At 61.9% G+C, this 10,850-nt stretch carries 12 protein-coding genes; 8 read left to right on the top strand and 4 right to left on the bottom strand.

Annotation, left to right across the window (positions count from 1 at the left end):
- On the bottom strand, window positions 1-389 hold a 389-nt coding region (locus tag VFF99_RS10985; protein WP_325017790.1), incomplete at its 3' end, for a cytochrome c.
- Between the two features lie 409 nt (window positions 390-798).
- Here VFF99_RS10985 and VFF99_RS10980 point away from each other — a divergent pair.
- The 5 genes from VFF99_RS10980 to VFF99_RS10960 all read left to right on the top strand — a co-directional run bounded on the left by VFF99_RS10980 (window position 799) and on the right by VFF99_RS10960 (window position 6,775).
- Window positions 799-1,689, top strand: coding sequence for a Ku protein (locus VFF99_RS10980; RefSeq protein WP_325017788.1), 891 nt, complete (start codon window positions 799-801; stop codon window positions 1,687-1,689).
- The gene (locus VFF99_RS10975) at window positions 1,686-2,492 is read left to right on the top strand and encodes a tetratricopeptide repeat protein (RefSeq protein ID WP_325017786.1); all 807 of its coding nucleotides are present in this window, start codon (window positions 1,686-1,688) and stop codon (window positions 2,490-2,492) included. Before VFF99_RS10980 ends, VFF99_RS10975 begins: the two co-directional genes overlap by 4 nt.
- Before the next feature lie 78 nt (window positions 2,493-2,570).
- The gene (locus VFF99_RS10970) at window positions 2,571-3,170 is read left to right on the top strand and encodes a TetR/AcrR family transcriptional regulator (RefSeq protein ID WP_325017784.1); all 600 of its coding nucleotides are present in this window, start codon (window positions 2,571-2,573) and stop codon (window positions 3,168-3,170) included.
- 142 nt (window positions 3,171-3,312) lie between these two features.
- Complete coding sequence (locus VFF99_RS10965; protein ID WP_414691530.1) at window positions 3,313-4,740, top strand: MFS transporter; 1,428 nt, start codon at window positions 3,313-3,315, stop codon at window positions 4,738-4,740.
- A 70-nt stretch (window positions 4,741-4,810) separates the two neighbouring features.
- A complete protein-coding gene (locus VFF99_RS10960) occupies window positions 4,811-6,775 on the top strand; it encodes a GGDEF domain-containing protein (RefSeq protein WP_325017782.1) in 1,965 nt (654 codons plus the stop codon).
- Between the two features lie 13 nt (window positions 6,776-6,788).
- Here the strand turns inward: VFF99_RS10960 and VFF99_RS10955 are convergent, their stop codons facing one another.
- Window positions 6,789-6,932 carry a hypothetical protein gene (locus VFF99_RS10955; protein ID WP_325017780.1) on the bottom strand — a complete coding sequence of 48 codons (144 nt, stop codon included), beginning with the start codon at window positions 6,930-6,932 and terminating at the stop codon, window positions 6,789-6,791.
- A 114-nt stretch (window positions 6,933-7,046) separates the two neighbouring features.
- Between VFF99_RS10955 and VFF99_RS10950 the strand changes: the two genes are divergently transcribed.
- A complete protein-coding gene (locus VFF99_RS10950) occupies window positions 7,047-7,931 on the top strand; it encodes an SAM-dependent methyltransferase (RefSeq protein WP_325017778.1) in 885 nt (294 codons plus the stop codon).
- Window positions 7,932-8,023: 92 nt separating this feature from the next.
- On the top strand, window positions 8,024-8,332 hold the full coding sequence (locus VFF99_RS10945; protein WP_325017776.1) for a hypothetical protein: 309 nt from the start codon (window positions 8,024-8,026) through the stop codon (window positions 8,330-8,332).
- Between the two features lie 25 nt (window positions 8,333-8,357).
- On the opposite strand, the gene VFF99_RS10940 is transcribed toward VFF99_RS10945, so the two are convergent.
- Together VFF99_RS10940 and VFF99_RS10935 are read right to left on the bottom strand one after the other, a co-directional pair.
- The gene (locus VFF99_RS10940; protein ID WP_325017774.1) at window positions 8,358-8,609 is read right to left on the bottom strand and encodes an MbcA/ParS/Xre antitoxin family protein; all 252 of its coding nucleotides are present in this window, start codon (window positions 8,607-8,609) and stop codon (window positions 8,358-8,360) included.
- Between the two features lie 14 nt (window positions 8,610-8,623).
- The gene (locus VFF99_RS10935) at window positions 8,624-8,869 is read right to left on the bottom strand and encodes a hypothetical protein (protein ID WP_325017772.1); all 246 of its coding nucleotides are present in this window, start codon (window positions 8,867-8,869) and stop codon (window positions 8,624-8,626) included.
- Window positions 8,870-9,004: 135 nt separating this feature from the next.
- On the opposite strand from VFF99_RS10935, the gene VFF99_RS10930 reads away from it, so the two are divergent.
- Window positions 9,005-10,369, top strand: a complete 1,365-nt coding sequence (locus tag VFF99_RS10930; protein ID WP_325017770.1) for a pyridoxal phosphate-dependent decarboxylase family protein — start codon at window positions 9,005-9,007, stop codon at window positions 10,367-10,369.
- The last annotated feature ends 481 nt before the right edge of the window (window positions 10,370-10,850 follow it).

Here is a 10,850-nt window from a genome sequence, read left to right as displayed (position 1 = left end):
TCGACCTTGCTGACCCAGTCGAGAAAGGCGATCAGGTTCTTGATCTCTTCGTCGCTCAGGTTTTGCTTTGGCATGAGCCGGCGATGGCGCTGTTCATCGTAGAACTGCGACGGATCGCGCATGTAGGCCTGCAGGTAGGGTTCTCCGCGCAGCTGCGTGATCTTGGTGAGATCGGGTGCGTAGTAGGCGCCTTCGCCAAACAGCGTGTGGCAGTTGATGCAGTTGTACTTGTGCCAGACCTCCTGGCCGTGCTTGACGGCGGGCGTGATGTTCTGCGCGTTGGTCAGCTTTGGAAACTGGCGATGGCTGTCGATGGTAAGCCCCAGGAAGACCAAGGCCGAAATCGCGGTCGAGGCAATCGCAAACAGACGGGTTTGTCGCTTGTTCATTGTCGTGCCCCTGGATGTCAGACGCCGATGCCGGCCCAGTACTTCACGGAGGTGTAGCCGGCGTAAAAGATGGCGATGAGTACCAGAAGGGCAATGACGTAGCTGAGTGCTTTCAGGAAGCCGTGCATGCTGTACTCCGAGTTGTTGTTCTGCTTGTTTACAGCGGCGGGTGTTCGTCTGATTGACAAACACTTAGCGGCGGTGATCCCGCGTGCGGCAAGGAAGTTGATATGCATCAGGGCAATCGATTGCGGGAAACATGAATGACGAAGGGAAAGCGTCCCGGACATCGCAGGCCGGCCTCGATTCCGGCTTGCGCTTGCACAATACGAGTGGGGTGTCCACGGTGCAAGCTAATACCTTGCAGATAAGAAAACAGTTCTTGCGAGACAAGAATCAGGGAGATCCCATGCCACGCGCAATTGCAGACCTGACGCTGTCGTTCGGCCTCGTTTCCATTCCGGTCAAGGTGTATGCGGCAACGGAGGCCAAGGAAAGCATCCACTTCAACATGATCCACAAGGCATGCGGTTCGCGCATCAAGCAGCAGCTCGTGTGCATCAAGGAAGATGTGGTTGTCGAGCGCAAGGATCTGGTCAAGGGCTACGAATTCTCGCCCGGCCAGTACGTCATCTTCACGCCGGAGGAATTGAAGGAACTGGAAGAGGCGGGGACGCATTTGATCGACATCGTCGGATTCGTGCCCGCGGGCTCGGTGGACCCGGTGTACTACGAAAAGGCGTACTACCTGGCGCCGGACAAGCGCGGCGACAAACCCTACCTGCTGCTGCTGGAAGCGATGCAAAAGACAAACCGCGCCGCCCTGGCGCGCTGGACATGGAAGGGCAAGTCCTACACCGTGCAGGTCCGGCCGTCGCTGGAAGGCGGACTGGTGCTGCAGCAGTTGCTGTATGCCGAGGAAGTCCGCTCGTTCAAGGACCTCAAGCTCCCCGAGGGCAAGATATCGGACAGGGAACTGGAGATGGCCGTGATGCTGGTGGAGCAGATCGCCACCGATTTCGATCCGGAGCAATTCCAGAACGACTTCAAGTACCGCCTCGAAGCCGCGATCGAGCAAAAGATCGAAGGACAGGAAATCACCATCCAGGAAGAAACGCAACCGGGCGCATCCGCGCAGGTCATCGACTTGATGGAGGCGCTGCGTGCGAGCCTGGCCGGAAAGGTGCCTTCGAGCCCGGCGGCCGCCAAGACGCCCGCGCGCAAAGGGGCAAAGAAGGCGGCCGATGCGCCCAAGAAATCGGCGCCTGCGAAGAAGGCTGCGCGCAAAACCGGTAAATGAGCGGATTGACGATTGCCGATGTCGAGCAGAAATACGGGGTCCGCCGCCGGGTCGTCACCGAGCTGGTGAGAGCCGGCTTTGTACACCCCTCGCGCGGCCCCAGGCGTGAATACCGGTTTGCATTCCGGGATGTCGTCCTGATGCGCATGGCGCAGGAATTGTTCAGCAAAGGCATCGCCCCGAGGAAGACCGCAAAGTTCCTGCAACAGCTGCAGCGCGAACTGCCTGCGTCCACCGTCCATGCCGCAAGGGTGGCGGCTGTCGGGAAGGAACTCGCCGTACGCCACAACGGCACGCTGCGCAGCGCCAGTGGACAATTCCTCATCGACTTCCACACCGGCCGCGCCGCCGCCCTGACGCCGTTCCCGCAGCCGGCGGCCGGAAATGACGCCGATGACTGGTATGAAGCGGCGCTGGTGCTTGAAAGAAGCGATCCGGTGAATGCGGCGCGCTGTTATCGGGAAGCGATCACTGCCGCGCCGTCCTGCGAGAATGCCTACATTAACCTGGGCCATCTCCTGCTCGCCAACGGGCAGGCGCTGGAAGCACGCATCGCATTGGAGGAGGGGACTGCATTCTGCCCCAACAGCGCGCTCATCCATTTCAACCTGGCGATCGCCCACGAGGAACTGGGGAGGCTGCGCGACGCCATTGCTTCCTATGAACGCGCCTTGCGCATCGACCCGGAATTGGCCGACGCCCACTTCAACCTGGCGCGCCTGCACGAGGAACTGGGGCAAACGCGCAGCGCAATCCGGCACCTGAATGCCTACCGGAGGCTCGGCCGCCCGGGGACGGATTGATGTGAAAGATGCGCTTGACGTCGGCGAAATCGGTCTTTAATATGACGAGCATCATACGAAATTCGATATGCCGAGGCCATGACTTCAGGAATTCGATCCATCAAGAAACAGGACTCCTACGAGCGTATCCTGGACGCTGCGGCGCGGGCCGTACGAAGCAACGGATTTGCAGGTGTCGGCGTGGCTGACGTGATGCGGGAAGCCGGTCTCACCCACGGCGGCTTTTATGCCCATTTCAAGTCGCGCGACGCGCTGCTGGCCAAAGCGCTGGAGCATGCCGGGCGCGGGAGCGCCGAATCCATTTCCCGCCGCATCGACGCGCAAAAGGAAAAGGGCGGAAGCCCTTTCCGTGCTTTGGTGGAACGCTATTTGTCGGATTGGCACCTCGCCTTTCCCGAGGCCGGCTGCGCGGTGGCGGCGCTCAGTTCCGAGATGCCGCGGCAATGCGACGACGTACGCGAGGCCGCCCGCGATCGCGTTCGCAGTCTGGTGGCAATGGTCAGGGATGCCTTGCCGCCGGGAACCGATGACGCCGCTGCATTGACGGTCGCGAGTACGATGGTGGGCGCATTGCAGCTTGCACGCACCCTCGGAAACAATGCTCAAGGAAAGGCGCTGCTGGCAGCCAACAGGAACGCGCTGCTGCGCCAGTACGGCGGCACGGACGCTGCTCTCTGATACCAGTGGAAACCGCCACGCGTGGCGGTTTTCATTTAAGCAAAAATATGATGATCATCATATGAATGGACGCCTCATGCGGCACATGGTGAAGGCGAATCAAGCAAGCGGCGCGAGCCGCGCAACCAATGAAGGATTGAACATGGAAAAACCAGCCGCAATGAGCGTCGGCACTGTCCCGGTGTCGGCCGTCGACGAAGGGGAGCGCCGCTCTCCCTGGCTCACATTCTGGATCGCGAGTATCGCCGTATTCCTCGTTTCGCTCGATACGACCGTCCTGTTTGCCGCATTCACGGCATTACGCGATGGCTTTCCCGACTCGACACCGGCCGGCCTGTCCTGGGTACTCAATGCCTACACGGTGGTGTTCGCCGCATTGCTCGTCCCGGCCGGGGGCCTTGCCGATACCTATGGGCGCAAGCGTGTCTTCCTCAGCGGCGTTGCGCTGTTCCTGCTCGCTTCCGCGGCATGCGGCGCTGCAAGCTCGGTGGAGTTCCTTGTCTTTGCCCGTGTGCTGCAGGCGATCGGCGCCGCGCTCCTGACGCCGGCCTCGCTGTCGATCGTTCTCGATGCGTTTCCGAAGGAAAAGCGTGCGGTCGTCGTCAGCATCTGGGGCGCGGTCGGCGGTGCCGCCGCGGCCTTCGGACCCGGCCTCGGCACGCTGGTCGTGGATGCCTTCGGCTGGCCCTGGGCGTTCTACGTCAACCTTCCGCTGGGGGCCGTTTCCCTGTACTTCGGCATCCAACGCCTGAAAGAAACGGCGAGCGCATCCACCGCGCGCCGCATCGATTGGCCCGGCTTGCTGATGCTGATGGTAGCCGTGGGAGCGATTGCACTTGCCATCACGCAGTCCGAATCTCCCTCCTGGGGCGCGCAGGAAATTATTGTCACCGCGGCCGTCGGGGCGAGCCTGCTGTTCGCCTTCGTCCTGTGGCAGCGCACGACCGCTACACCTCTGATTGACTTGCGCCTGTTCCACAACCGCACTTACAGCACGGTCAACCTGGCCACGCTCGCGTTCGGCACGGCATTCGCCATGATGTTCTTCGGCTACTTCGCATTCATGACCGGGATCTGGCATTACAGCCTGCCGCTCGCAGGTATCGCGATCACGCCGGGACCCTTGATGGTCGTGCCTGTCGCTATCATCACCGGCCGCCTGGCGGCGCGCTTCGGGCACCGTCCGTTCCTGGTGGGCGGCTCACTGATCTATGCAGGAGCAGGCGCGTGGATGCTGTTGGTGCCTGGCGCGGAGCCCTCGTACCTCGCGCACTGGCTGCCGGGATTGCTGCTCAGCGGCACTGGCGTAGGAATGGTGTTGCCCAGTCTCTCCGGCGCAGCGGTCGCCCACCTGCCGCCTGCGCATTATGCGGTCGGCAGTGCCGTGAACCAGGCAGTGCGCCAGATCGGCTCCGTGCTCGGCGTCGCCTTCACTGTCGTCTTTGTCGGCCATGCCGGTGTCGCAAGGGAAGACTTCGTTCCGCTGTTCGGCTTGCACGTCGTGCTTGCCGTCACCACTGGCCTGCTTTGCCTTGCAGTCAATACACGGCCCGGCGGCAAGCGGGCATAAGGAGCACATGCGGTGCCCGTCCCATTGCCTATAATGAAGCGTTGCGAATTTCAAGTTGCGAGGACAAGGAATGGCATCGCATGCTGACGAGGTAGCCGCCGGTACCGGCTCGACCATGCTGTCCGAGGTGCAGCTGGCCGAGGAACTCGCCTGCGTGCATCGCGCGCTGCTCACCCTGAGCGCCGGCAACCGCAGCTTGCTGCGTGCTTCCGACGAACAGGAGTTGCTGTACGAAATGTGCCGTGCCATCGTGGAAACGGGCGGCTACCGGATCGCGTGTGTGGGCTACGCAGTCCACGATGACAGAAAGAGCATCACGTGGATGGCAAGCGTCGGCACCGACATCGAAACGATGGCGGGATTCGATTTCACCTGGACCGAAGACGAGCGGGGCCGGAGCGCCAGCGGCACGGCCATCCGCACCGGGATGGCGGTGGTCGGCAGGCGGCTGGCCGATCCGGCCTACCGGGGAGCCAGCTTTGACCTGTTTCGCGGGCACGCGAGCGAGTCCGGGTTTGCCTCCTTCACTGCACTTCCGCTGCGCGTCGAAGGGCAAGTCATCGGCGCCCTGCTGATCGCCGCTGCCGAAACGGATGCGTTCAGCGACGCCGAAGTCAAGCTGCTTACCGAGCTGGCCGACGACCTGGGCTATGGCATTGAGAACCAAAGGCGGCGGTTGCAGCATCGCGCTGCGGAGGCAGCGCTGGCGCGCCTGGCCTATTTCGACCCGCTGACCGGCCTGCCCAACCGCGCGCGCTTGCGTGAAAAACTGGAAGAAGCGATGGAAACGGCAAAGCGCCAGCATCGCGCGATCGCCTTGCTGCACCTGGAGGTGGGGCGCTTCCACGAAATCAACAAGGTGATCGGCTACCGCGCCGGCGACGAGCTGCTGCAGGAACTGTCACAGCGGCTTTCCCGGCTCTGTACCGGCGTTGAAACGCTGGCGCGGGTAGGGGAGGCAGAGTTCGCGCTGATGATTCCCAACAGCGGCGCCGATCATGCGACGAAGGTCGCAAAGCGGCTGCTGCAAACCTTGCGAACGCCGGCCCATGTCGCCGGACTCACCATCGATGCCAGGGTAGGCATCGGCATCGCACTGTTCCCGGGACACGCCACCGAGGCCGAGGTCCTCATGCGGCGCGCCAACGCCGCGATGCACCTCGCGCAGCCGGTGGCCGGCGGGTTCGCGATGTACACCGGCAGGCTGGAGCAGGAGTACACGCGCGGACTGGCCCTGATGGGAGATCTGTACCGCGCCATCGAGGAAAACGAACTCAGGCTTTTCTGCCAGCCCAAGGTCGCCATTGCGTCGCGCGCGCAGTGCGGAGCCGAAGCGCTCGTACGGTGGGAGCACCCGCAATTTGGAATGATTGCGCCGGCGGAGTTCGTCAAGCTGGCGGAGCAGGCCGGCACCATCACGCCGCTCACGCACTGGATGCTGGAAGCCGTATTCAGCCAAAGCTATGCGTGGCAAGAGGCGGACGAGCCCCGTACACTGGCGGTCAACCTGTCGGTGCACGACTTGTACTCACCCGGGCTGGTCGACCGGATTGCCGGGCTGTTTTCCACCTGGGGCATCTCGCCCGAACTGGTGCAATTCGAGTTGACCGAGGGCGCCCTGATGACGGACCCGGAGAGCGCCCGGGATACGCTCGCCCGCCTGAAGAACCTGGGCGTGACCCTCCTGATCGACGACTTCGGGACGGGATACTCGAGCCTCAGTTACCTGCAGCGGCTGCCGGTGGATGGAATCAAGATCGACCAGTCTTTCGTCAGGCCGATGCTGACCAGTACCGACTCGGACGTCATCGTCCGTTCCACCATCGAACTGGGCCATAACCTCGGCCTGAAAGTCGTGGCGGAAGGCGTGGAGAACCGCGACATCTGGGAACGGCTGCACAGCCTGGGCTGCGACGCCGCCCAGGGCTACCTGATCAGCAGGCCCATGCCGGCGGAGCAGTTGCAGGCGTGGGAGCGCGAATGGGCGCAGGGGACGGGCTGGGGATGTGCCGGCCAGCAGCCGGGACTGCACTGAGAAGACGCTCACCCTAACCCAGGTTCCGCAGGTCGGCCAAGTTGACGAGGATGTGGCGCAAGGCATGCGGGCGCGTGACCACTGCGGCGCCGATCCTCCCTTGCAGGGATACCTTCTGGCCGGCATCGGCGTAATCGAAGACAAGGCTGTCGAACATTGTGCGCGGCCGGCGCAGAGGTTATGACGGAAACAGACGCAAAGATATTATCTATTTGACAACTGCCGGGCGCTGCCGTACTCTGCGTTTTTCATCACGAACGGATCGCACGACATGTTGAATTCGATGGTATGTCGCTACGCCGATTTTTCAAAGGACTGGTACAAGGCGAAGGAATCGGAACTCAGGATCCGGGAGATCTATCGCGGCCATTCGGCAACCGAAGTGGATTTCGTCGGGCGAAAGTTCTGGGAGTGGTGCGCGATCGCGCAGGCCCTGGACGAAAGATCGATGTTGCAACCGGGAAGGCATGGCCTGGGCTTTGCCGTCGGCACCGAGCCGTTGGCTTCCTTTTTCGCCTCGCGAGGATGCCGCGTGCTGACAACCGATCTTGATCCGAAACAATCGGATACCGGCTGGATCGAGCGCAACGAGCACGCGGCCTGCCTGCAGGCGGTGTATCACCCGCAGTTGCTTGGCCGGGAACAATTCGATGCCCTCGTCGAGTTCCAGTATGCAGACATGCGTACCCTGGCAGGATTGTCAGGAACCTACGACTTCATCTGGAGCTCTTGCGCGCTTGAGCATCTTGGAACCCTGAAGGCCGGACTCGATTTTGTCCTTGCCTCTTCAAGGCTGCTCAAGCCCGGCGGTCTTGCGGTGCATACGACCGAGTTCAACGTGCGCTCGGACACAGAAACGATAGAGGCCGGGCCCAATGTAATCTACCGCCGGCGCGACATCCTGGCCCTGTCCGAATTACTCGGCAGGCACGGCTTGAAGCTCGTTTCCCCCAATTTCGACTGCGGAGACCACCGTTTCGACATCGACTACGACACGCCGCCTTATTTCTCATCGGGAAAGCCGCACATCAAGCTCGAGATCGACGGCGAGATTTGCACGTCATACCTGCTGATTGTCGAGAAGTTGGAATCGGTCGAAGTGCCCGAGAGCTCGGTGCTCGAAAAACTGCGCGGCTTCCTGCCGCGGTTGTTCTAGCGCCGTAGCATGCTTTCTTGAGGCATGACAGGTTGAGCGCGGCGAGTTTGTCCTACGCTTCAAGCTGTTACCCTGCGAGAAGGAGCACTGAGATGCGTCCATACCCCGTTTTGATTTCGCTTGCTGCCTCCGCGTTCGCTACCGCAGCCCTTGCGCAGTCGCCTGCCAAGCCTTCGGAACCGGCGAAAAGCAGTGGTTCATCGGCAAGCCAGTCCGCCGCGGGCAAGGCAAGCTATGGGACAGACGACTGCCGCAAGGACCTGGAAAATGCGAGGGACGCCAAGCAAGCGGGGCACATCACGGAGAAAGAATATGCCGAGCAGAAAAAGATGGCCCAGACAAAGCTGAAGAGAGATTCGGGTCAGGCCGCAAGCGCGGCCCAGAACGTCGAGTGCAAGTGAAATGACGTCGGCGCCAGCCGGATGGTCACGGGCCCAGTGAGTCGATGTAACGCAGCACATCGGCCTCACGGCCTTCGGCAATAAGCTGCGCAGGCGTCTTTCCACCGAGCGGAGGCAATGGTTCGCTCATCCACGCGCTGGCGGCATCGTCGGTCCCCGCGATTTCCTTTGCCCGGTGCATGACCGCGTAATACGCCTGCGCCTTGCGCGACTGCTCCCTGAAGCGCGCCACAAGCGCATCCATTCCCTCGGGAGAAAGCTTTCCTTCGTTCGTCATGATATGTCCGCTCGTTACTCGCCGTTCGATGACGGAGAGATGCGCTTGAGCCGCTGGCCGTAGATGCCCCACACGGTCTCCACGCCGTCGATGTTTCCGACCAGGGCCCAGCCCGTGCCGATCTTCCGTGCCTCGACCGGAATCCCCAGTTCATTGCCCACCTGCTGCGCCCATTGCCTGGCCGCGCCTTGCCCCTTGAACAGTTCCTTGCCGTCGAATATTACCGTGCCCTCGAACACGGGCTTGCTAAATACACTCATGTGAAGCTCCTTCGCTGTGGGCGACATTATGCCCGCATATCGCCGCGGTTTGACAACGCACCACCGTCGCCTACGCTGGACCTAGCAGCCCCGTGCGCCAGACGGGGCGCGGTGAGCGAGCGGGGTCGACAAGAAATGAATGACTTATTGAAAAGCGCCGCGCAGCGGGCCGCCGGCTACCTCGAAGGCCTGCCGTACAGGCCGGTCGCACCGGCACCGGGTGCGGTTTCCCGGCTTGCGTCTCTGAATCATCCGCTGCAACGCGGGCCCGTCAGCCCCATGGATATGCTCCGCGAGCTCGACGAAATAGGCTCACCGGCAACGATGGCCATGGCGGGCCCGCGCTTTTTCGGTTTCGTCATCGGCGGAGCGCTGCCGGCTGCATTGGCGGCGAACTGGCTTGCCGGCGCCTGGGACCAGAACAGTGCGCTGTACAACGTCACGCCGGCGACCGCGACCATTGAAGACGTCGCGCTTCGCTGGCTGTTGGATGTCCTCCGGCTCCCGCGTGAGTGCGCAGGCGGATTCGTCACGGGGACGAGCGTGGCGCACTTCACCGCACTGGCCGCCGCTCGGCATGCCGTGCTCGAAAAGGCCGGTTGGAACGTCGAGGCAGACGGGCTTTTCGGCGCGCCCCCGGTAGACATCGTCGCCAGCGCGGAAGCGCATCCCACCCTGCTCAAGGCCGTTGCCATGCTCGGACTGGGCCGGAACCGGGTAAGGCTGGTCCCGACCGGCAAGAATGGCGCCATTCGCGCCGATGCACTGCCGCCGCTGACGGAACGCACAATCGTCTGCATACAGGCAGGAAACGTCAATACCGGAGCGATCGACCCCGTCAAGGACGTCTGTGCCGCTGCCAGTCATGCGCACGCGTGGGTTCACGTGGACGGCGCGTTTGGCCTGTGGGCGGCAGCGTCCCCGTCGCTCGCCCACCTGGTGGAAGGTATTGATCGCGCGGACTCCTGGGCGACCGACTGCCACAAATGGCTCAACGTCCCCTACGACGCGGGCGTCGCCTTCGTTCGGGATGCCGACGCATTGCGCTCGGCGATGTCGATCACTGCCGACTATCTTCCGACATCCACTGAAAGCCGCAACCCTGCCGACTACACGCCCGAGCTTTCCCGACGCGCGCGCGGAATCGAAACATGGGCTGCGCTACGTTCGCTGGGAAAAGACGGTGTGGCCGACCTCATCGACCGTACCTGCCGTCATGCAAGACGCTTTGCTGATGCCATGTTGTCGGCCGGCTACGACGTGCTCAACGACGTGGTGCTCAATCAGGTGCTGGTATCGTTCGGGGCGCCCGAGAAGACAAGGCAGATCGTCAGCGAGATCCAGGCGGACGGGACATGCTGGTGCGGCAGCACCGTGTGGCAGGGGAAAACCGCCATGCGCATCAGCGTCGTGTCGTGGGCGACGACCGAGGTCGATGTCGAGCGCAGCATCGAGGCGATCTTGAGGATCGCGGCGGGCAGGCGCGACGGCGAAACATGATACGCAAGTCTGTGTTCGTAGCACCCTTCGCAAACGAAGATGGAAGAATTGCAATGTATCGGGCGCCGCTTTCCTCGCATGCATTTTTGCAATCGAAAAACCCCGAAACGAAAAAAGCTTGCGGACTGCAAAATGCTTTGCTATAGTTCGGCTCCCGTCGCAGAACGCAGCAAACAAAACGCGATGCAGACGGGGCGCTGGCCAACTTAATGCCGCTTTCAAACACAACGATTTGAACGCGGCGCGCGACAAAAAATTGCGCGGGCCGGGGCAGACAAGTTCTTTAAAAAGTAACAGCCGATAAGTGTGGGCGCTTGGTGGGAGTGCGGCGCTGGGGTAGCTCAGCGTAGAACTTAAAACATTAAGTGCTCACAAAAAATATAGGTAAGAATCGCAAGATAATTACCTGTCAGTATTTTGAGTGAGCGACGGTTCTTCGGAACCTGGCAGCAATGCCACAACAGAGATTGAACTGAAGAGT

This window comes from Noviherbaspirillum sp., assembly GCF_035654295.1.
Taxonomy (GTDB): Bacteria; Pseudomonadota; Gammaproteobacteria; order Burkholderiales; family Burkholderiaceae_D; genus Noviherbaspirillum.
This window is presented reverse-complemented; position numbering and strand designations above follow the sequence as displayed.

What these genes read in the sequence shown, in the direction of transcription:
- VFF99_RS10960 (WP_325017782.1), top strand. Translation starts at nt 4,811, where the DNA reads ATGGCATCGCATGCTGACGAGGTAGCCGCCGGTACCGGCTCGACCATG.
- VFF99_RS10975 (WP_325017786.1), top strand. Translation starts at nt 1,686, where the DNA reads ATGAGCGGATTGACGATTGCCGATGTCGAGCAGAAATACGGGGTCCGC.
- VFF99_RS10980 (WP_325017788.1), top strand. Translation starts at nt 799, where the DNA reads ATGCCACGCGCAATTGCAGACCTGACGCTGTCGTTCGGCCTCGTTTCC.
- VFF99_RS10935 (WP_325017772.1), bottom strand. Translation starts at nt 8,869, where the DNA reads ATGAGTGTATTTAGCAAGCCCGTGTTCGAGGGCACGGTAATATTCGAC.
- VFF99_RS10955 (WP_325017780.1), bottom strand. Translation starts at nt 6,932, where the DNA reads ATGTTCGACAGCCTTGTCTTCGATTACGCCGATGCCGGCCAGAAGGTA.
- VFF99_RS10930 (WP_325017770.1), top strand. Translation starts at nt 9,005, where the DNA reads ATGAATGACTTATTGAAAAGCGCCGCGCAGCGGGCCGCCGGCTACCTC.
- VFF99_RS10950 (WP_325017778.1), top strand. Translation starts at nt 7,047, where the DNA reads ATGTTGAATTCGATGGTATGTCGCTACGCCGATTTTTCAAAGGACTGG.
- VFF99_RS10970 (WP_325017784.1), top strand. Translation starts at nt 2,571, where the DNA reads ATGACTTCAGGAATTCGATCCATCAAGAAACAGGACTCCTACGAGCGT.
- VFF99_RS10945 (WP_325017776.1), top strand. Translation starts at nt 8,024, where the DNA reads ATGCGTCCATACCCCGTTTTGATTTCGCTTGCTGCCTCCGCGTTCGCT.
- VFF99_RS10940 (WP_325017774.1), bottom strand. Translation starts at nt 8,609, where the DNA reads ATGACGAACGAAGGAAAGCTTTCTCCCGAGGGAATGGATGCGCTTGTG.
- VFF99_RS10965 (WP_414691530.1), top strand. Translation starts at nt 3,313, where the DNA reads ATGGAAAAACCAGCCGCAATGAGCGTCGGCACTGTCCCGGTGTCGGCC.